Below are 20,759 nucleotides of genomic sequence, written 5' to 3'. Positions count from 1 at the left end.
AATATGTTTTAATAGCTAGTCTACAGCGCCTTCTTCTGGAGCTATATCCTCAAATAGATAGGCATAAAGCTGCTCCTTTGTAGGCTCTACATCGTACATTAGATGCCATCTGTTATTTGCAAAGCCTCCGTAGGAATAATCATCTAAGGGGAAGCGTTTTTGCTCAATTGTATTGATATCTGAGGTAAATACCTTAGTTCCCAGGCTTATAATTTCACTGCTTCCTAAGCTGGTTTTCACATAAGGGAGCATATTTTTTACTAAGGAAACGAAGGTGGTAATATCAGAGTCCTTGAGCTTATAAAGCATTTTCTCTAGAACCTCTCTCTGCCTTTCGGTTCTTTGATAATCTCCACCAGAGGTTTTTCTGATTCTTGCATAGGCCACTGCCTGAAGGCCATTCATATGGTGGCTACCGGGCTCATATATGTAGTCTGCTTCTTTATTATGAAGCCTTGACTGCTCTTCAATATTCGTGTTTAGAGGGGATATCTCCTCCTCTGTGAGGGTTATATTTATACCTCCCAGCTGATCTACCATTGTCTCTAGACCGCTAAAGTCCACAACTACATAATCCTCGATATTCAGGCCAAAATTTGTGTTTACTGTTTTCACTGCTAGATACCCCTGGCCGTAGGCATAGGCATGGGTAAGCTTGTCGTAACCGAACCCTTCTATTTCCACATAGGAATCTCTCATTAAAGAAGTTAGCTTTAGCTTGTCATGAACTGGATCTATGGTAAGAATCATCATAGCATCAGAGCGTCCTGTAAAGTCTTTTGCCCTGCTATCAATTCCCATGAGCAATATATTTATTATACCATCATTTTCTGTGAAGCTTTCCTCCTGTATTCCTAAATCCTTATCCTCAAGATTATCATGGCTTACAGAGCTCAAGGTATGATAGCCGTAGCCTAGGACTAATGCAAGGGCTATTACAACAGTAAAGGCAAAGGCGCTAAGGATTCTCTTAAAGCCTTTGCTGCTTCTTTTATTATTTGCTTTGTTACTTTCTTTCATTGTTCCTCCAGTGCTAGATTTATCTTCGTAGAATTTCTCTATAACCTTTATTATTGCTAGATAGTTTATCGAAAGAAAGTCTGCAATAACTAACATTATATTATATTAGAATGGTCTTTTCGATAAACAATCTGTTAATATAACAAAAAAATTAGAACATTATAAATAAAATATATAGAGATTAGATTGTGACAATATACTATCTATAATAATTAATAAATTTACATAAAACAACATAATAAATGCTTTTTTTAATAAATATGTTTATAAATAATGAATTTTTCAATATAATATTATGGGTTATATTTAAATTTATATGAAAATATTGTGTTTTTTGTTGTAAAGGAGGAGTTGGCCATAAAAAGATTTAGGATTACTGCATCTATAGCTGCGGCAATATTTTTCTTCTCTATAGGGCATATAAATGCTCAAGCTAAGGAAGAAACCAGTATAGAGATAGCAGAAAAGAATAGTGTTGGGATTCAAGGAGAGGAGAACCCTATATATGAAGAGAAGGCTTCTGAAGCTGCTTCTTCCCAGGAAGACGATCCGCAAAGTGGACGAGCTTCTGGCTATCCTTCAAAAGGATTTTATGATGAATATGAGGATGGAAATGAAGCTCACGATAATGGTCCTGTGTACTATGGCGATGACCAGGGGAATTACTCCATAGCTAATGGTAGCCTTACAGGGTTAAGCTATATTCATAATAGTCGCTATAATAATTCAGAGATTCTTCATGGAATCGACGTATCTCAGCATCAGAGTACCATAAACTGGGATGCTGTAAAGAATTCCGGAATTGATTTTGTCATACTAAGGGCAGGCTATAGAGGCTATGGAAGCAGTGGAAGCTATAATGCAGATATAAGATTTAAGGAAAATATTCAGGCTGCTAAGGCTAGAGGCATAGATGTAGGAGCTTATTTTTTTTCTCAGGCAATAAGTCAGGAGGAAGCAGTAGCGGAGGCGGAGTATTTTTTAGGACTTGTGAAAGGATATGAATTTGAGCTTCCACTAGTTATGGATTTTGAATATGCTTCTAATAGCAGCGGTAATACAGGAAGGCTGTACGAAGCAAATCTTTCACGGGATGAAGCAACAGCTGTGGTAGATACCTTTTGTGATACCATTGAGGCTAATGGTTATACAGCTATGATATATGCAAATAGATATATGCTGGAGAATAAGCTGCAAGCTAATGAGCTTCAGGAAGAATATCCTATTTGGCTTGCAAATTATACTACTAAGACTGGCTATCAAGGAGAATATGATTACTGGCAGTATGCAGAAACAGGTAGAATAGCTGGAGTAAAGGGAAATGTAGACTCAAATTTTAGATATTTATCATCACCGGAGAAGGTGAAGAATCTTAAGTCTTCTGTTAAGAATAGTACTACTGCAGAGATAAGATGGGACAAGGTGCCTGGAGCTTATGGTTATGAAATTTATAGAAAAGATCCGGGTAAGAATAGCTATTCTAAGCTTGCAGAGGTTATAGGAGCTGCTAGTACAAGCTTTGTTGATGATAGCTTAAGCTCTGGAGGTGAATTTAGCTATAAGGTAAGAGCTTATTATAATCTATCCTCAGGGAATAATTATGGCAGCTTTTCAGAGGAGGCAATGGTAACTTTAAATCATGCTCCTGTGCAGGTTAAAGGTCTAACCGTGGGGAAAAGCACAATTAACTCCTTATCCTTCAGTTGGAATAAGGTTTCAGGAGCCACTGGTTATGAAATATACAGCTATGATTTAAGTAAAGAGGATTACACCAAGATAGCAACTATAAAGAATCCTGATACTTTAAGCTATACACATAAAGGACTTCCATCAGGAACGGCTTATAAATATAAGATCAGGGCGTATAAAACCGTAGGGGGTAAAAATTACTACGGGAAATTTTCCTCGGCAATAACCATGGCTACAAGAGCTACTAAGGTAACAGGGTTGAAATTCTCCTCGGCAACTAAAAATAGTGTTACCCTAACTTGGAAGAAGCAGACTGGGGGCACAGGGTACAGAGTATACCGTTATGATGAAGAAACAGGAAAATATATTACTTTAGCTACCTTCAACGGTGCTAGCAAAAATAGCTATACTGATAAGGGCCTAGAGGTAGGTACTAAATATAAATATAAGGTAAGAGCTTATAAAAAGGGTGGCGACTATTATTACGGTGAGCCTTCCGATGAATATGCTGTATACACTACCACCTCCAAGGGGATAATATCCGCAACCTCCTTAAATATAAGAAAAGGAGCGGGGACAAACCATGCTGTTGTTACCAGTGCTTCAAGGTATCAAGAGGCTGCGATTTTATCAAAGGTAAGGAATTCTAAAGGAGAGCTCTGGTATCAAATTAAGTTCTCTAAGGGTGGCAAAAGCTATACCGGCTATGTGCTGGATACATATTTTAAACTAAGACCTGATAAGGTTCAAGAGGTTAAGGTCCAAGAAAGTACAACCTCCTCTGCAACAATTAACTGGAGAGTGATGGAGGGTGCTACAGGATACGTGGTTTATAGATATGATACCTCTGTGAAAGAATACAAAAAGATAGCTACATTAAAGGGTAAAGGCAAAACCTCCTATACAGATAAAACTCTAAGTGCAGGACAGGGATATAAATATAAGGTAAGAGGCTACAGCAATATAGTAAATAAAAATTACTATGGTAGTTATTCCGATGTTGTTTCTGTTGCAACTAAGCCGAGTAAGGTTTCAGGCTTGAAAATGAGTGCTGCGGGCGCTTCTGCCGTAAAGCTTACCTGGAAAAAAATAAGCTCAGCCACAGGCTATCAAGTATATAGATATAATTCTGTTTCTAAAAAATATGAAAGGATCGTTACCCTTTCAGGAGCTGATAAAAATACTTATACTGACAAAGGTCTTAAGCCGGCTACTACATATAAATATAAAGTAAGAGCCTACAAAAAATATGGTAATACCGCTTATGGTTCCTATTCCTCAGAATTAACTGCTGCTACTAAGAGTGCTACAGCCACAGTGACAGCAAACGTGCTGAATGTTCGCAGTGGGGCCTCTACAAGCCATTCTGTGGTTACTTCCGTTTCTAAGGGGCAGAAGGTTACGGTGGTTGGTTCTGCTGTAAATTCTGCTGGTGAGACTTGGTATAAGGTTAAGTTCACTAAGGATGGTAAGGGGTATAGTGGGTATGTGATTGAGAGGTATTTGAAGATGAGTTAAAAGATAGAGAATAGAGAATAGAGAAGAGAGAAGAGAGAATAGCTGAGGTAAGAAGTAAGAAGTAAGAAGTAAGAGCTAAGAGTGAAGAGAGCAGAGATAAGGGACGAGAGCGGAGGGAAATTATTAGCTGAGGGCTAATAGGGAGATTTTTGGGCTGGGAGCCAATAGGTGAAAGAGCAAAGAGCAAAAAGCAAAAGATAAAAGATAAGAGCAGAGAGAGAAGAGCTTGTTTCTGGGGCGTGAGGGGGCGTCCTGGGAGGGGGCTCTTTTTTTGTTGGGGAAGGAGTATGATGGAGGGCTTGTCCAGCGGGGAGGTTTATTGCGTGTGGGGGGAGCTTGTCCGGCGGGGGAGGTTCATTGTTTTTGTGGTGGTGAGGGTTGTCTGAGGTAGAAGTCCATTATTTTAAGATAAGTATGAGGTAACCTGTTGGAAGATCCTTTGGTGAAAATGTGCGTATATGCTTGTGAGTTGTTATAAAAGTTAATTTAAATTAGTTAATGATTTTAAAAGGTACTATATTTACCAATATTTATATCAAAATACACTATAAATAGTGATATATTGACAAAATACGACTGTGTTGATAAACTCTTTAGAGATTGAGAAGGAAGTAAAAGAGTAGAGGTATTGTGATGAAAAATAATGTATTTAAAAGGGTTGCAACAATTGTTTTGAAGTTTTTAATTATAGCGGCTGAGACGGGAGTTTTTGCTTATTTTTGGTTTACTTTTTATAGAAAACTCATATTTTTACCCTTCTGGAATAGAGGGAACTGGGCCTTGGTTGCTTTGTATGGCCTTATTGTGCTGCTTTTTAGTAAGCTATTCGGTGGATTTAGAATTGGTTATCTGAAAAGTCAGGACATTTTGTATTCTATGTCCTTAGCGTCTATATGTACAAACCTTGTGTCATATCTTCAGATGTCACTGATTAATAGGGATTTTATGCCTTATGAGCCTATTGTTTATATGATTTTTATTGATATTATTCTTGTATTTTTCTGGACGTTTACCTGCAGCTACATTTACAAGAGACTTTATCCGCCGCAGAAGATGCTGGTTATCTACGGAGGAAGAGATCCTGGGGATTTTATAGAGAAGCTAAATAAGAGAAGAGATAAATATGATGTTAGTGAGATGATAGATATAGCCGCTGGTGAGGAGGCTGTCTATAAAAAGATTGGTAGCTATAAGAGTGTCATCCTCTGGGATCTTACCGATGAGATAAGAAATACCCTGGTGAAGCATTGCATGGAAAGATCCATTGGCTGCTATATCACTCCAAAGATATCAGACATTATAGTTCTTGGCTCTGAGAAGATTCATCTTTTTGATACTCCACTATTATATTGCAGAAATATGGGGCCTCAAGAAGGACAGGCTATTATGAAGAGATTTATGGATATAAGCTTATCCCTTATTGGTCTTGTGGTGACTTTTCCTGTAATGGCTGTATCAGCACTGCTCATTAAACTATATGACCGGGGACCTGTATTTTATAAGCAGAATAGGTTAACACTAAATGGGAGAGAATTTCAAATCTATAAATTTAGAAGCATGAAGGTGGATTCGGAAAAGGATGGCGCAAGACTGGCTAGTAAAAATGACGATAGGATCACTCCTGTGGGGAGGATTCTTAGAAATCTTCATTTTGATGAATTGCCTCAGCTTATCAATATATTAAAGGGTGATATGTCGCTGGTAGGTCCTAGGCCAGAACGTAAGGAAATAATGAAGAAGTACTGTCAGGATATTCCGGAGTTTAGCTATAGGCTAAAAATGAAAGCAGGTCTTACAGGCTATGCTCAGGTTTATGGCAAGTATAATACCACTCCCTACGATAAGCTTAAGCTTGATTTGTTTTATATTGAGAATTATTCGCTGTTTCTGGATCTAAAGATAATACTATTAACCTGCAGAATATTCTTCCTGAAGGAGGTTTCTGAGGGAGTAGATACACATCAGAAGGATGCCAGAAAAAATAACCCTAAGGAAAAAGAAAATGCAAAGCTGGTGAGTAAATGGAAAGAGTAGAGGTTTCTGTAGTAATGCCCGCCTATAACTGTGAGGAGTATATTCTTAAGGCTATAGAGTCTGTGATGATTCAGGAGCCAGACTTAGAGCTCATTGTTATTGAGGACTGTTCTACAGATGATACCTATAAAAGGCTATTAGAGCTAAAGGAAGGAATGAAGCTTCCTGAGGGTAAGGAGTTTAGGCTTTTAAAAAATGAAAGAAATAGTGGGGTAGCAGCCTCTAGAAATAAAGGAGTAAAAGCTGCTAATGGCAGCTACATAGCCTACCTAGATAGTGATGATTGGTGGGAGGAAGGAAAGCTGTCAAAGCAGCTGGCTCTTATGAAAAAGGAAGGAGCAGTGCTTTGCTCCACAGGGAGAGAGCTTATGAACCCTGATGGCAGCTCTACGGGCAAGGTTATACCTGTCAGGGAGGAGCTAACCTATAAGGAGCTATTAAAGCATAATTCAATAAACTGCTCCTCGGTGGTTTTAAATAGAGAGGTAGCCTTAGAATTTCCCATGGGTAATGATAACCTTCATGAGGATTATATAACCTGGCTCAGCATATTAAAAAAATATATAAGAGCCGTAGCTATAAATGAACCTTTATTAAAATATCGCCTTAGTGAGGGTGGTAAGTCAAGAAATAAGCTGAAATCTGCCAAGATGACCTATGGAGTGTATAGGCACATGGGCTATGGGAGATTTTCCTCATTAAAGCTTTTTTGTTCCTATGCCTTCCATGGAATTAAAAAATATATTTAGAACTATGGAGTTTTTAAAGGAGATAACATGACTAAGTTCATTAACGATATTAAAAAATATTATAAATACACTATTTACTCTGCTAAATCAGAGCTGAAGTCAGAGGTGGCAAACTCCCACCTTAGCTGGCTCTGGTGGATACTTGATCCGCTGCTTTTTATGCTTGTTTACACCTTTGTTTATACAGTGGTTTTTAGCAAGCAGCTTCAATACGTAGCAGTTTTTGTGTTTATAGGACTTTCACTATGGAGCTTTTTTGAGAAGACCTTAAAGAATTCTGTAAAGCTGGTTACTAGTAATAGCTCTATAGTATCAAAGGTTTATATACCTAAATATATGCTGATTTTTGTGAAGATGGGAGTTAACGGATTTAAGATGTTTATATCCTTTGCCCTGGTAATACTCCTTATGGGTTATTATAGGGTTCCTGTGAATCCACTTCTTCTTATATATGTTATTCCTATATTTATTACTTTATTTTTATTAACCTTTGGATTCAGTACTCTACTTCTACACTTTGGAGTTTTTGTAGAGGATCTTTCTAATGTTATAAATGTTGCTTTAAAGATGGTCTTCTACTTTTCTGGAGTTTTTTATTCCATACAGACAAATCTTCCAGAAAATATAAGTAAGCTTGTGATGACCTATAACCCTCTGGCGCTATTGATGATGGATATGAGAAACGTGTTATTATACTCTACTACGCCTCACATAAAGCTAATACTTATATGGTTTTTAGTAGGACTTGTGCTTTCAATTTTAGGTGTTAGAACAATATACAAATACGAGAACAGCTACATAAAGGTGATATAGATGAAAGATAAAAGAACCAATGCTATAGAGGTAAGAGATTTAAAGATTCGCTACCGCAGCTTAAATAAAATGTCTATAAGAAAGAGCTTGTTGAAGCTTAGAAAGAGTAAGGTTGAGACCTTTGAAGCAGTAAAGGGTATATCCTTTGATGTTCCTAAGGGAGAAATCATGGGGATAGTAGGTAAGAATGGAAGTGGAAAGTCCACTCTTTTAAGAGCAATAGCAGGAATCTTTTCACCAGATGAAGGCAGTATTGATATCTTTGATAATACCATATCCCTTCTTTCTATCGGGGTAGGCTTTCAAAAGAAGCTTACAGGTAGGGAAAATATATTTCTCTCCGGTATGCTATTGGGATTTTCAGAGGAGCAGATAAAAGAAAAAATGCCGGAGATAATTAAGTTCTCTGAGCTGGGAAAATTTATCGATAGGCCTGTTAAGACCTATTCCAGTGGTATGTATTCAAAGCTTGCCTTCTCTATTACCGCCATATTAGAAACAGATATTATGCTCATAGATGAGGTTCTTAGCGTGGGAGATGCCAAGTTTAAGAAAAAGAGCTACAAAAAGATGCAGGAGCTTATTCAGGATAAGGACAGGACTGTAATAATTGTATCTCACAGCTCTGACACCTTAAGAAAGCTCTGTGACAGCATATTATGGCTTCACGAGGGAGTTATAAAGATGCAGGGCTCTGTAGAGGAGGTCCTGCCTGCTTATGAAGAGTTTATGTCTTAGGTTAGGCTTTCTCTTTAAGCAGCTTATAAAGATGGTTATGCAGGCCCTGGTATTCCCAACAGTATACTGGTTCTATAGCAGAAGGCCTGTGGAGGAGGATTTGATAATCCTTGCCGATGGGCATAAAAGCGAGCTTCCCTACAGCATGGAGGAGGTATATAGAGTCTTAAAGGACGGCGGATATAAGGTAGTAACCTTTTTTAGAAGGGAAAATGAAGGCTATATTAGGAATCTTTTAAGGATGATTTCATTTATGAAGCTATACAGCAGAGCTAGGGTTGTATTTATATGTGATAACTTCCTGCCAGTGGCGTCCTGCAATAAAAGGAAGGAAACCACTGTGGTTCAGCTCTGGCATGCCGGGGGAATACTTAAGAAATATGCCTATGATACCAAGGATGATATTCCCGCCTATTATAGAGGGAATGTGTTCAAAAATTATAACCTGATATCTGTTAGTGCACCCTGCTGTATCCCTGTATATGAAAGGGCTATGAGGCAGGAAAAGGGTATAGTAAAGGCTCTTGGGATAAGCAGAACCGATAGATTTTTCAAAGAGGAGTATAAGGAAAGGTGCTTAGAGAGGTTTTATAAATATCACCCAGAGGCTAAGGGCAAGAAGGTTATTTTGTGGGCCCCCACCTTTAGAGGTAAGGCAGGAAACCCACATGTCATTGGTGGGAAGGCTATAGAAAAGCTACAGAGAGACCTGGGAGCGGATTGGTACGTAATCACAAAGCTTCATCCACATATGAATAAATGTTGTGACCTTAGAGAGAGCAGTATTCCTACAGAAGAGCTACTGCCGGTTATTGATCTTCTTATAACGGATTACTCATCAGTGCTTTTTGATTATGTGCTTCTTGATAAGCCTCTAGTTTTATATGCTCCAGATCTTCAGGAGTATATAGATAAAAGAGGTCTTTACATAGATTATTCAGAGCTTCCTGGGATTATTGTTACAGAAGAAGAAAATCTTACAGATGCGGTGCTTTCTGAGCATCGTAGCTATAATCCTAAAAGGACAGAGACTTTTAGAGAAAAATATATGTCAGCCTGTGATGGTAAATCCACAGAAAGAATATTAAAAGAAATAGGGATTAAGCTATAAATAGTAAGAGGAGGAATGAAAAATGATTTCAGCAATGTTGTTTGCAGGTGGAGTAGGAGCAAGGATGAAATCCAAGGAAATACCAAAGCAATTTTTAGAGGTGGATGGAAAGGCCATAATAATCAGAACCATTGAGCACTTTGATAAGCATCCACAGGTGGATAACATAGTTGTGGCCTGTAAGGAGGACTGGATAGATTATTTACAGGAGCTTATTGCTAAGGCTAACATAAAAAAGGTTGTGGCCATAGTTCCTGGTGGAGAAACAGGCTTCGATTCTATTCACAATGGGGTTGTGAAGGTAGCTGAGTATGCTAAGGATCCCCAGGACATCATATTAATTTGCGATGGTGTAAGACCTATGCTATCAGAAAAATTAATATCTAATTGCATCAGGATAACCAGAGAGCATGGTACTGCCGTTCCTGTAACTGCAAGCATTGACTCACTCTTATATAGTGAGGATGGCTATAACTGCGATAAGAGCTATAAGAGAAGCAGCATGTACATAACTCAAGCACCACAGGGCTACACCATGGAAAAAATCCTATGGGCTCATGAGGAGGCTTATAAAAGAAATATATTAAACCCTGTATCCTCCAGCGAGCTATTTATAGAGCTGGGAGAAACAGTTCAGCTGTTTATCGGTGAAAGAAATAATATTAAGGTGACTACTCCTGAGGATTTAGAAACCTTAAGAGCTGCTTATTACTATGAGCACTATAAAACTTTTGCAAAGGAAGCGTTGAGATATGGAGAGTCTAATTTCCTCACAAGTAACGTCTAGGGTATATGAAGACATTAAACCAATAGCCGAAGAAAGGCTGCCTTGGGAAAAATTAAAGAATTCTACGGTTTTTATTACGGGAGCAGGAGGCTTTATAAGCTATTATCTAGTTTTAGCCCTTCTTATAAGAAATGACCTGTACAAGGATAATATAAAGGTTGTAGGTCTTGTAAGAAGCAGGGAAAGAGCAGAGAAAAAATATCAGAAGCTTTTAGAAAGAAGTGACTTCAAGCTTGTGGTTCAGGATGTATGCTCTCCCTTTGCTCTTGAAGAAAAGGCTGATTATATAATACATGCAGCCAGCCAGGCCAGTGCATGGCATTATGAGAATGATCCTGTTGGAACTATAAATGCAAATCTCACAGGAACTATAAATGTATTGGAATATGCTAGAGAATGTAATGCTAAGGCTACCCTTATGATTTCAAGCCTGAAGGTTTATGGTGCTGTTCACAATGGAGCATCAGCTCTTACAGAGGACATGGTAGGTTATATAGACCATACCTCCTATAAAAACTGCTATGCACAGGGAAAAAGAGCTGCAGAAACTCTTTGTGCCTCCTATCATAAGCAGTACGGAATGGATGTTAAGATTGCAAGGCCTTCATATATCTATGGACCTTCCTCTCTTACGGATGATAGGGTGTGGGCTCAGTTTATAGCAAATGTAGTAAAAAATCAAAGCATATTATTAAAGAGCAATGGTGGTGCCTACCGTTCCTTCTGCTATGTTAGAGATACGGCCTCAGCTCTTTTATACATTCTTTTAAAGGGTGAGTCAAATCTTCCTTATAACATAGCTGCAGAGCATTCTAATATTACTATAAGAGGCTTTGCCCGAGAAGCAGTGAATGTCTTCCCTGAAAAAGGACTCACTCTTTCCTTTGCCAACAAGGAGGATGAGGTGGAGCCGGATATATCTCTTTTCTCTCAAACTCCTGAAATTCTTGATTCTAAAAGACTGGAGGCCTTAGGCTGGGAAGCAAGGGTTGGCCTTAAAGAGGGCATTCGTACCGCTGCAGAAATAGTAGAGGAACAAAATAGATGATTAAGATTCAGGATATATTAAATGAATATCAACAGGATTATGCAGTAGCCATGGGGGAGCTTAAAGGCTATCCCTATGGCTCTCTTAAAAATAAAGAAATATTGGTCCTAGGCTATAAGGATAATCCTCTAATGGAAGCTATAGTATATAGCTTTCTTTCTTTAAATGACAGTAGGAACCTTAATATAAAGGTTAAGCTTCTGGAACTCAGAGCAGCGGTAGAAGGAAAAGAAGATAGTTCTCTTTATTCGTTATTAAAGGATAGGGAGGATATATCCTTTTACACCTTTGACAGCTACACCGAGGACTCAGTAGCTTACATAATAGATACAGGAATATGCTCTCTTTCTCTTAAGGAGGAGAAAATATCTAATGCCATGGTCTTAGAAAACGCCAATAAGGCTCTGAAGCTGGCAGGAAAGCTAAAGCCAGAGAATTATATATTACTTTCTGATTATAGAGCTTATGGCGAGGTATCAGAGGGTTTTTATATATCAGAGCATGAATTTGGAGCCATGGAGTTGGATTCAGAGAATTCCTTAGAAGGTCAGCTCCTCAGAACCTATGAAGCTCTCTGTGCCTGTCATGGAAATCAGTATAAATTTAACTGGACCATCTTAAGATGTGGAATAATCATTGGACCGGAAATTTCCTTTAAAGGAAGGTGGATTGATGAGCTTTTAGAAGCCTTCATAGCAGAAAAGGAGCAGGTGTATAAGAGAAGCACCAGAAGCTACAGCTTCCTCTATATAAGTGATCTTATGACGGCTCTTCTTCATACCCTTAATCAGTATCCTCCTAAGGTTTACAACCTGGTAAGCAGAGGGTGTACAAAAACCATTGGTGAGCTTGTAGAGGTTTTATATCAAAGGTTCCCAGGAAAAGGAGAGATATTATTAAAAAACCATGAGGGGATAGTTCCAGAGGGCTGTGCTCTATATGGAGAGCTCCTTCCTCACTATGGATGGCAGGGAAGTGTATCCATGGAGGATATACTCATATTAAAGGTTGAAAGCTTACTTAAGGAAAAAGATATCTTCATCTTTGATAATTCCTATTTTGGAAAGCTTGATACCGTTCATGAAATACTCTTAGGCTACCTTTTAGAGATAGACAGGATCTGCAAAAAGCATGATATCAAGTATTTCCTTGCAGGAGGAACCCTCCTTGGAGCTATAAGGCATGGAGGCTTTATTCCCTGGGATGATGATGCTGATGTGATGATGCTTAGGGAGGATTATGATAAGTTCTGCTCCATAATTGAAAGGGAGCTTCCCTCCAATCTCTTTTATCAAGTTCCAAGAACTGAAGAATTAAATCATAATGTATTCAGCAAAATAAGGATAAATAACACCCTCTTTGCCACAGTATTCACCGGGAAGTTTATGGATATGCACAATGGAATTTTCATGGATGTAGTCTGTCACGACAAAACCTCCAACTCCCCATTTTTCCAGAAGCTCCATATAAACCTCACAAGACTTACTCGCTCTCTTGTTTTTAATAAGTGGGGCAATACCCCTATTAAAAGTGGAGGAAGGCATCCATTTCTCTGTAGAATAGCAACGGTATTCAAAAATATTATGCCTATGAGACTTTTGGAGAAATGGCAGGAAATGGCCCTAACCTTTTATAAGAACCGCAAGGCTTCAAGATATCTTTATGATGGTATGGGAAGGAACATAGGTAGAGGAGTATTTCCCAAGGAATATTTAGATGAAGCTATCTTAGTAGATTTTCATGGCTTCAAGCTTCCCGTTCCCAAGGAGTACGATAAGTATCTGACCTATCTTTACGGAGATTATAAAACTATGATTCCTGTAAGCAAGAGAAGAACCAGCCACAGCATCGTGTTGATGGATTTAGGAGAGTATGTTGACTACAGAATAAAAGGGAAAACCACTCCATCCATAACAAGGGAGGACTAATATGTTTAACATAGTTATTGCACATAAGGACAACAACCAGGCTATAATTAAAACTCTTAATAGATTATCACATCAATTGAAAAGCCTTGGTGATAAAATAAAGATTTATATTTATGAAATTGATTTTGATAGAGAGCTCCATGACTTTTTAGATACCGATGTAGAACTCTCCAAAAGGGTGGAAATTATTTCTGCAGAGGATATGAAGGTTACGGAGTGCTATGAGAAATCCTTTAATCTCATAGAGGAAGGCTATGTTCAATTTATGAAGTCAGGGAGCCTAGTGTCTCCTGGGCTTTATAGAAAGGTTGAAGAGCTTCTAACTAAAGAGGAGGAAGAGCTCTCTTATAAGGATATTATTATAATCCCTGAGGTAAAAAAGAAAGGCACAGCTTTAAAGGGATGGAAGCCTAAGGCATCAAGGATTCTTATGGTAGAGGAGATAGATTATGGCTTACCCTACTTTTATAATTCAATTATCAATATATCCCTCCTGAAGGGAAGGACCTTTGATAGTAACTTAAAGCATTTTACCAGGGATAAGCTACTTTTAGACCTTATACTTCAGGAGGAGAAATACCTCTATTTTAAAGGACCAGGAATATATACTCCTGATGTATGGACCAGAAATGATGGGAGCTTTTCAGGAGCCTCAAATAAGGGCTGGTATATAGAAGGATTAAAAGAGCTGCTTCTTCCTATTATGGAAGGATGTAATAGTAAGGGTAAGGATATACCGAGACTTGTACAAGGATACGCCTTTAATCTAATCCTAGCTCAATTTAACCTTAATATAAATACTAAGGATAAGCATGCTTTTTCCTCCAATAAGGAGCTGGAGGAATATGAGAAGCTCTGCAGGAGAACCCTTATAAATATAGATGACTCCATCATATTAAATATTGAAGGCAAGGCGGAATATACCGCTACAAATCCTCTAAAGATTGCTTTTTTAAGGCTGAAATATGGTAAGGACTTCAAAGCTCAATATGTTTACAGCCAACCTAATAAAAGTGTACTGCTTACCATGGGAGAGTATGCCATAGCTGATTTTGCAGTACAGAAGGTATATATAGATCTCATGGAATTTAGGGAAGATAAGCTGATAATCGAGGCCTCCATAGCTGGTCTTATTCCAAAAGAGGAGTATAGCCTGGTGGCATCTCTAAATGGTATCGAGATACCTATAGAGGAAACCTATCGCTATGCTCATACCAAGTATTTTGGTGTTTCCGTTCATAAAAGGTATACCTTCAAAATAGCCATTCCTAAAGAGGAGATGGAAAAGCGTCAAAATAATAAGCTTATCTTTTCAGCGGTTATAAACAATTTTGAAGTTCCCCTGAAGGTGGAAGGGGGAAGATATACCTCAAAAATACCAAACACCGTTCCTAAGGGCTACTGGTACTCCAATGGCTTCCTCATAATCTACAGAAAGAAAAAGTCAGGTCTTCTAATTCAAAGAAGGACTGTTTTAGGTCATATAAAAAAGGAAATTAATTATTTAGCTTCTCTAATGAAGAAGAAAAAGAGAAGTGCTACTCTTATAAGAGTCTGCTACTGGCTCACAAGACCCTGGCTTTCCAGAAAAAATCTATGGATAACCTTTGACAAGATGTATAAGGGTGGGGATTGTGGAGAGTATTTTTATAAGTATCTTATTTCCACAAATAACACCTCTATAGAGCCACATTATATAATTAATTATGATTATCCCGATGCTGATAGGCTTATAAAGGAAGGCTACAAGCCACTGCGCTATAGGTCCTTAAAGCAGAGGCTTTACTTCTTAAATAGCAGCATAGTGGCAACAACACATGCTAATTTACCAGCTTTTAGTGGAATGATACCTGCCTGCTTTTCCTGTCTTCAGGACTTATTTAATGCAGAGGTGGTATGTATACAGCATGGCTTGGCAGTTCAACAGCTTGCCCATAATAATAATCAGCTTTATGATAATCTTAAAAGATTCTATTGTGCAAGCCCTAGAGAGATCGAAAATCTTTCTAAGCCTATATATTACTTTCCAGAAGACTACCTTAAGCTTACAGGTATACCGAGATTTGATGGCTTAAAGAGTGATGATAAGAAGCAGATACTCATAACCCCTACCTGGAGAAACTATATTGCCGTTCCAGCCAGCCTTGGAAATGTAAGGCCTTATACAGAGACCTTTAAGGAAACGGATTATTTTAAGATTTATAATAATCTGATCTCTGATGAGAGGCTCATAGCCGCTGCAAAAAAGAATGGCTACAAAATAATTTATCTACTTCATCCAACCATAAGCTCTCAGATAAGTGATTATCAGCCGGGAGAAGGTGTAGAGGTTCGCTCTGCTGTTGGGGTTAATTATGAAGAGATACTTAAGGAATCCAGCCTTATGGTTACGGACTATTCAGGGGTTCAGTTTGATTTTGCCTATATGCGTAAGCCTGTGGTTTATTATCATCCTCCAAAGCTTCCCCCTCATTATTCAGAAGGTGGCTTTTTCTATGACACCATGGGCTTTGGAGAAATATGCACGGACCATGAGGAGCTGGTGTCTACCCTCATAAGCTACATGGAGAGGCAATGTAGCATAGATTCCTTCTATAAAAAGAGGGAGGATGACTTCTTTGCCTTCGAGGATTTAAATAGCTGTCAGAGGATTTATCATGATTTAGTAGAATACCAGAACAGCTTAAATAACAAAATACAATAAATAATATAAATAACTAAATATAATAAATATCAAAATATAAAGAGTCTATAATTAATCTTCATGAAAAGTTAATATTGCTGCACAATAAATAATATGGCCATAAAGAGTCATCATAGGGCTGCAAGGAGACATAATATGGAGACTGCTAATAAAAAAAATAGGATTATATGGCTTGACCAGTTAAGAGCTATAGGGATAATCTTCGTAATCCTAGGGCATGTTTCTTTGGATAAGGAGATTATAAAGCTCATATACGCCTTTCACATGCCTTTATTTTTTTTCATTTCAGGTATGACTCATAGAGAAGGGAAATTCAGCTCTCTTTGGGATTGTATAAAGTATAAGGCCCCTAGATTGATCCTTCCACACATAATGATGAATCTTTTGATGTGGAGCTTGTGGGCTTATAACTTTAGGATTTTAGGGGATGTTAAGTACGGAATTAGTACTCTAATTAAAGGTATATTAGTAGGAAATAACGAAATTTATCAATCGGCCTCCAATGCCACCTGGTTTCTTTTGGTGTTATTTTTAATTGAGGTTATATATTATCTCTGTGAAAAATTTGCTTCAGGAGACAAGAGGAAGCTAACCTTACTGGTGAGTATCCTTGCCATAATAAGCTATGTAGAGAGTATAAATGGCTTCAATATACCAATGCTCTGGCATATGGATGCTGTCTTTACAGGACTTATGTTTTATCATCTGGGCTACTATTTATTTCAGTACCTTCAGGTGATTACTGGAAGTAAGTATTATAAAAACAAGGTTCTTCTTGCCTTTACCATAGCTGCTATGGTTTTAGCAGGACTGTATATAGCGGAAGTAAATAAGAGAGTGTCTATGGCTGGAAATAGCTATGGCTCTATAATGTATTTTTATATTGCAGCCTTGCTCCTTATTCTAGTAGTGATCCTTATAGTCATGAAGCTACCTCAGCTTCCTCTGCTTAAATATGTAGGGCAGAATACACTCCTATATCTTGGTATACACATACCTATCATAAGAGCCTTTGAAAGAGGAACGAAATTTTTTGAGATAAATCAGGGAAACCAAAGGGCGGTGCTACTAGCTGCGATAGTTTTCTTTATCCTTATACCCATAGTAGGATATATAAATACCTTCCTGCCCTTTGTAGCTGGGAAGCCCTTTAAAGCCTCTAAGTATCAAAGGCTTCAGAAAGCCATCGGTATAATATCCGTGATAGGAATTGTAATATTTACAATAATGATATTTAACCTTGCAGGAGTGAGCTGGAGCTATTAATAAATATTTACTTTTCATAAACTAATAGATAATTATTATAACCACCCAATTGATTATCTTAAATAAATAGTTGATTATCATAGCTATAATAAGGCTGTCCCAAGAGGGCGGCCTTTTTATCTTAATGAAAAAATTTTTTATATCCTGGAAATCTCTGCCCTAGTTACATATCTAATAGTGAAGCATAAGGGTGCAGTGAGCTAATGCTTCATATTACATAATAGCCATGGTTACCTTTACGAACTTTACAAACGAACATATGTTCGCTATAATGGTAATACAATCCATGGGATGATAAGGGGGAGCATAAAATGAGAGAGGTTATAGAAAGAGCCAAGGCAGGAGATCAGGAGGCAAAGCTCTATATTATAAATAAGTTTATGCCGCTGATTTATAAAACCAGCATGAATGTCTACGTTTCAGGCTATCAGGATGAGGATTTAAGGCAGATAGCTATAGTCAGTGTATTAAACGCCATAGAAAAATATAAGATAGATAGTCCTACAGGCTTTGCTGCCTATGTGAAGGCTGCAATTATGAATAATTTTAAGTATTTAATCAGGGGTAAGGCTCGGGAGAATTATCTTAAGAGTCTTAATGAGACCAATGAAGAAGGCTTTGAGCTTATCACTGTGGTTCCCATGGATTTTGATTTAGAGGAATATGCCCTTCATAAGGAAACGAAAAAGAAGCTTAAGGCTGCTATAGAGCTATTAGATGAAGAGGAGAAGGAGATGCTCTACTACTTTTTTGAAAGAGACTACGGTGGAATAAAGGAATATGCCTTCAAAAAAGGCATAAGCTATAAGGAGGCATACAAATTTAAAAATTCCTTAATTAATAAACTGAAGGGTTATATAGTATAATAAGAACAATATAAGAGTCCCTGAGCTTATTTTTATTGGCTGAAATATAAGCGCACAGGGGTTACATAAAAGAAGCTAGGAGTAGAGTCTTCTCGCAGGAAGCTACTTACTATATAAGTTTAGAGAAAGGAGGATGGTCATGGAGGTTGCAAAGAAGAAAAAAGGGTTAAAGGGCTTCGCAAATTTAATAATTCGCCTGGTAAACAGAGTGAAGGAGGATGATCTTTTCGGGATTGCTTCTCAGCTGGCCTACAGCCTATTGGTAGCTCTCTTTCCCTTTATAATATTTCTGATGACTGTAATAGGAAACAGTAATCTAGATGAAGAGGTGGTTTTAAATTATTTATCTAGGGTAATACCAGGAGAAGCCTTTAACCTGGTGGAAAACACTGTGGTGGAGGTCTTGAATCACGAAAATATAGGACTTTTATCCTTTGCGCTTATTTTTGCCATCTGGAGTGCTTCTAAGGGAATAGATGCTATTATAAAGGCCCTGAACAAAGCTTATAATGAGGAGGAAAAGAGAGGCCTTATCACAAGATATGCAGTGTCCATATTTTCTACAATAATATTTGCCTTTGCAATATTATTGGTTCTCGTTACCTTTGTTTTAGGAAATGTTATTAAAAATGCTCTGATGAAATATCTACCAGAGCCAGAAGTTATAGCAACTCTCTGGCAGGTGCTTAGATATACCCTGGGTATTGGCATGATTGTGTTAACCTTTGCAGTGCTATATCGCTTTGCTCCTTCAAGGAGACTTAAGTGGAAGGAAGTGTTTCCAGGGGCCTTGATTGCTGCTATAGGCTGGATAGTCACTTCTGTTGTCTTTTCCTTCTATGTAAACAACTTTGCTAACTATACTAGATTTTATGGAAGCATAGGGGCGATAATTATACTCCTTACCTGGTTATATCTCTCTTCCTTTATTATACTTTTAGGTGGAGAAGTCAACGCAATGCTGGTGAAAACTGGGCATAGGTAAGTAAGAATAACTGTAACTAAATTGTCATAATCTTGTAACTGTATTGATAATCATTATTAGGTAATTCCAACTATAATAAAATTGTAATCAGAATTACATAGCCGACAACGATGATTTAGTTAAGTTTTTGAATTAATTCCCCTATTAAAATTTAAGATTAATCCCCTACACTACAAAGTACATCCCTCCCCCGGGGATGTATTTTTTTGCGTTATGGGATTAACAACTTTACCCCTATAAATAGACTTTTTTATATATAATATTTGTATATCTGATAAATATTATTAAAATTTATGTCGATAGATAATTATTATGATAAGATATATTGTAGTGTATAAAGCAAATCTTTTATAGCTAAATAATATATATAATAACAAGAGGTAAGATATGAATAAGAAAGAAAAAAATATTAATTTAGATTTAATTAGATTCGTTGCTGTCTTTTCTGTGATATCAGTGCATTTTTTTCTTAATAATGGATTTTATAAGCAAGAGGTTGTTGGGGAGAGAATGTATATAATGGTATTTATGAGAACGGCGCTTATGGTATGTGTACCGCTATTTTTACTATTAACTGGATACCTGATGAATAAGAAGACTTTATCTAAAAAATATTATTACAGTATAAATAAAACTTTATGGATATATGTTATTGCTAGTATTTTTATTGCATTATTTAAACAAGTTTTTTTAAATAAACCTTATACCTTAAGAGAAATTATACTAGGAATTCTTGGATTTAACATAGCAGGGTACTCGTGGTATGTGAAAATGTATATAGGATTATTCCTACTCATACCTTTTTTTAATGTAATGATTAATAACTTGACCAAGAATCAAAAGAAAATTTTAATTATTACATTAATAATATTAACTACACTACCTAGTCTCACAAATATATTTAATTTTACTGTGGAAGGGTGGTGGCAAAATCCAACCATTTCAAATAAGTATAATCCATTAATTCCAAATTGGTGGACTAATATATACCCTATAACCTATTATTTTATTGGAGCATATTTATTTGAACATGATATAGCTATTAATAAGAAATTGAATCTTGTAGTGTTTTTTTTAGCTATCCTTTTATTTGGTGCTTTTAATATTTATAGAAGCTACCCAGGGACATTTGTTAAAGGAATTTGGGTTCAGTGGGGAAGCTTTCAAAATCTAATAACATCGGTATTGTTGTTTGTTTATTTAAGTCATTTAAATCTCAAAAATTTACCTATGATGATTAAGAGGATTATTAAGAAAATTTCTGAGCTATCCCTTGGTATATATTTAACCTCAGAAATTTTTGATTTAATTATTTATACCCAGCTAAATAATAGTGTGAGTACCATGACACATAGATTAAACTATTATTTTTTGGTAGTACCTACAATATTTATTTTATCTTCAATAGCATCATGGCTTGCTAGTATAATTTATAAAGGAATAACCATGGTATTTAACTTTATTAAAGAAAAGCAATTGGTATAAAGTTCTATTTACAATTTA

The 20,759-nt window shown here is 37.0% G+C and carries 16 protein-coding genes; 15 read left to right on the top strand and 1 reads right to left on the bottom strand.

The window, feature by feature from the left end; all coding sequences use genetic code 11:
- Positions 1 to 15 precede the first annotated feature (15 nt).
- Positions 16 to 1,116 (bottom strand): LCP family protein, encoded by a 1,101-nt coding sequence (locus ACPWSR_RS04500; RefSeq protein ID WP_426350513.1) that lies wholly within the window; start codon positions 1,114 to 1,116, stop codon positions 16 to 18.
- Positions 1,117 to 1,371: 255 nt separating this feature from the next.
- Between ACPWSR_RS04500 and ACPWSR_RS04495 the strand changes: the two genes are divergently transcribed.
- The 15 genes from ACPWSR_RS04495 (at position 1,372) to ACPWSR_RS04425 (ending at position 20,741) form a co-directional block, all read left to right on the top strand.
- On the top strand, positions 1,372 to 4,227 hold the full coding sequence (locus ACPWSR_RS04495; RefSeq protein ID WP_426350512.1) for a GH25 family lysozyme: 2,856 nt from the start codon (positions 1,372 to 1,374) through the stop codon (positions 4,225 to 4,227).
- A 149-nt stretch (positions 4,228 to 4,376) separates the two neighbouring features.
- Complete coding sequence (locus tag ACPWSR_RS04490; protein ID WP_426350511.1) at positions 4,377 to 4,613, top strand: hypothetical protein; 237 nt, start codon at positions 4,377 to 4,379, stop codon at positions 4,611 to 4,613.
- Between the two features lie 247 nt (positions 4,614 to 4,860).
- A complete protein-coding gene (locus tag ACPWSR_RS04485) occupies positions 4,861 to 6,261 on the top strand; it encodes a sugar transferase (RefSeq protein ID WP_426350510.1) in 1,401 nt (466 codons plus the stop codon).
- On the top strand, positions 6,249 to 7,010 hold the full coding sequence (locus tag ACPWSR_RS04480; protein ID WP_426350509.1) for a glycosyltransferase family 2 protein: 762 nt from the start codon (positions 6,249 to 6,251) through the stop codon (positions 7,008 to 7,010). Before ACPWSR_RS04485 ends, ACPWSR_RS04480 begins: the two co-directional genes overlap by 13 nt.
- Positions 7,011 to 7,037: 27 nt before the next feature.
- Entirely contained in the window at positions 7,038 to 7,823 is a 786-nt protein-coding gene (locus tag ACPWSR_RS04475) for an ABC transporter permease (protein WP_426350508.1), read from the top strand.
- Entirely contained in the window at positions 7,824 to 8,561 is a 738-nt protein-coding gene (locus ACPWSR_RS04470; protein ID WP_426350507.1) for an ABC transporter ATP-binding protein, read from the top strand.
- Positions 8,542 to 9,672: a CDP-glycerol glycerophosphotransferase family protein gene (locus tag ACPWSR_RS04465; protein WP_426350506.1), complete on the top strand. Its 1,131-nt coding sequence runs from the start codon at positions 8,542 to 8,544 to the stop codon at positions 9,670 to 9,672. The genes ACPWSR_RS04470 and ACPWSR_RS04465 overlap by 20 nt, the downstream gene beginning before the upstream one ends.
- Before the next feature lie 22 nt (positions 9,673 to 9,694).
- Complete coding sequence (locus ACPWSR_RS04460; protein ID WP_426350505.1) at positions 9,695 to 10,459, top strand: IspD/TarI family cytidylyltransferase; 765 nt, start codon at positions 9,695 to 9,697, stop codon at positions 10,457 to 10,459.
- On the top strand, positions 10,425 to 11,507 hold the full coding sequence (locus ACPWSR_RS04455) for an NAD-dependent epimerase/dehydratase family protein (RefSeq protein ID WP_426350504.1): 1,083 nt from the start codon (positions 10,425 to 10,427) through the stop codon (positions 11,505 to 11,507). The genes ACPWSR_RS04460 and ACPWSR_RS04455 overlap by 35 nt, the downstream gene beginning before the upstream one ends.
- On the top strand, positions 11,504 to 13,435 hold the full coding sequence (locus tag ACPWSR_RS04450) for a LicD family protein (protein ID WP_426350503.1): 1,932 nt from the start codon (positions 11,504 to 11,506) through the stop codon (positions 13,433 to 13,435). Before ACPWSR_RS04455 ends, ACPWSR_RS04450 begins: the two co-directional genes overlap by 4 nt.
- A 1-nt stretch (position 13,436) precedes the next feature.
- Positions 13,437 to 16,139, top strand: a complete 2,703-nt coding sequence (locus ACPWSR_RS04445) for a CDP-glycerol glycerophosphotransferase family protein (protein ID WP_426350502.1) — start codon at positions 13,437 to 13,439, stop codon at positions 16,137 to 16,139.
- A 135-nt stretch (positions 16,140 to 16,274) separates the two neighbouring features.
- Complete coding sequence (locus tag ACPWSR_RS04440; RefSeq protein ID WP_426350501.1) at positions 16,275 to 17,405, top strand: acyltransferase family protein; 1,131 nt, start codon at positions 16,275 to 16,277, stop codon at positions 17,403 to 17,405.
- A 311-nt stretch (positions 17,406 to 17,716) separates the two neighbouring features.
- Positions 17,717 to 18,271 (top strand): sigma-70 family RNA polymerase sigma factor, encoded by a 555-nt coding sequence (locus ACPWSR_RS04435; protein WP_426350500.1) that lies wholly within the window; start codon positions 17,717 to 17,719, stop codon positions 18,269 to 18,271.
- A 139-nt stretch (positions 18,272 to 18,410) separates the two neighbouring features.
- A complete protein-coding gene (locus ACPWSR_RS04430; RefSeq protein ID WP_426350499.1) occupies positions 18,411 to 19,256 on the top strand; it encodes a YihY/virulence factor BrkB family protein in 846 nt (281 codons plus the stop codon).
- Positions 19,257 to 19,643: 387 nt separating this feature from the next.
- The gene (locus ACPWSR_RS04425) at positions 19,644 to 20,741 is read left to right on the top strand and encodes an acyltransferase (protein WP_426350498.1); all 1,098 of its coding nucleotides are present in this window, start codon (positions 19,644 to 19,646) and stop codon (positions 20,739 to 20,741) included.
- Positions 20,742 to 20,759 lie beyond the last annotated feature (18 nt).

The organism is Alloiococcus sp. CFN-8 (genome assembly GCF_049943125.1).
Classification (GTDB): Bacteria; Bacillota; Clostridia; order Clostridiales; family Clostridiaceae; genus JAEXZL01.
This window is presented reverse-complemented; position numbering and strand designations above follow the sequence as displayed.

Bases quoted from the DNA above. Each gene is read 5' to 3' on its own strand.
- ACPWSR_RS04460 (WP_426350505.1), top strand. From the start codon at position 9,695: ATGATTTCAGCAATGTTGTTTGCAGGTGGAGTAGGAGCAAGGATGAAA.
- ACPWSR_RS04465 (WP_426350506.1), top strand. From the start codon at position 8,542: ATGAAGAGTTTATGTCTTAGGTTAGGCTTTCTCTTTAAGCAGCTTATA.
- ACPWSR_RS04475 (WP_426350508.1), top strand. From the start codon at position 7,038: ATGACTAAGTTCATTAACGATATTAAAAAATATTATAAATACACTATT.
- ACPWSR_RS04470 (WP_426350507.1), top strand. From the start codon at position 7,824: ATGAAAGATAAAAGAACCAATGCTATAGAGGTAAGAGATTTAAAGATT.
- ACPWSR_RS04485 (WP_426350510.1), top strand. From the start codon at position 4,861: ATGAAAAATAATGTATTTAAAAGGGTTGCAACAATTGTTTTGAAGTTT.
- ACPWSR_RS04450 (WP_426350503.1), top strand. From the start codon at position 11,504: ATGATTAAGATTCAGGATATATTAAATGAATATCAACAGGATTATGCA.
- ACPWSR_RS04455 (WP_426350504.1), top strand. From the start codon at position 10,425: ATGGAGAGTCTAATTTCCTCACAAGTAACGTCTAGGGTATATGAAGAC.
- ACPWSR_RS04425 (WP_426350498.1), top strand. From the start codon at position 19,644: ATGAATAAGAAAGAAAAAAATATTAATTTAGATTTAATTAGATTCGTT.
- ACPWSR_RS04480 (WP_426350509.1), top strand. From the start codon at position 6,249: ATGGAAAGAGTAGAGGTTTCTGTAGTAATGCCCGCCTATAACTGTGAG.
- ACPWSR_RS04445 (WP_426350502.1), top strand. From the start codon at position 13,437: ATGTTTAACATAGTTATTGCACATAAGGACAACAACCAGGCTATAATT.
- ACPWSR_RS04500 (WP_426350513.1), bottom strand. From the start codon at position 1,116: ATGTTAGTTATTGCAGACTTTCTTTCGATAAACTATCTAGCAATAATA.
- ACPWSR_RS04435 (WP_426350500.1), top strand. From the start codon at position 17,717: ATGAGAGAGGTTATAGAAAGAGCCAAGGCAGGAGATCAGGAGGCAAAG.
- ACPWSR_RS04440 (WP_426350501.1), top strand. From the start codon at position 16,275: ATGGAGACTGCTAATAAAAAAAATAGGATTATATGGCTTGACCAGTTA.
- ACPWSR_RS04430 (WP_426350499.1), top strand. From the start codon at position 18,411: ATGGAGGTTGCAAAGAAGAAAAAAGGGTTAAAGGGCTTCGCAAATTTA.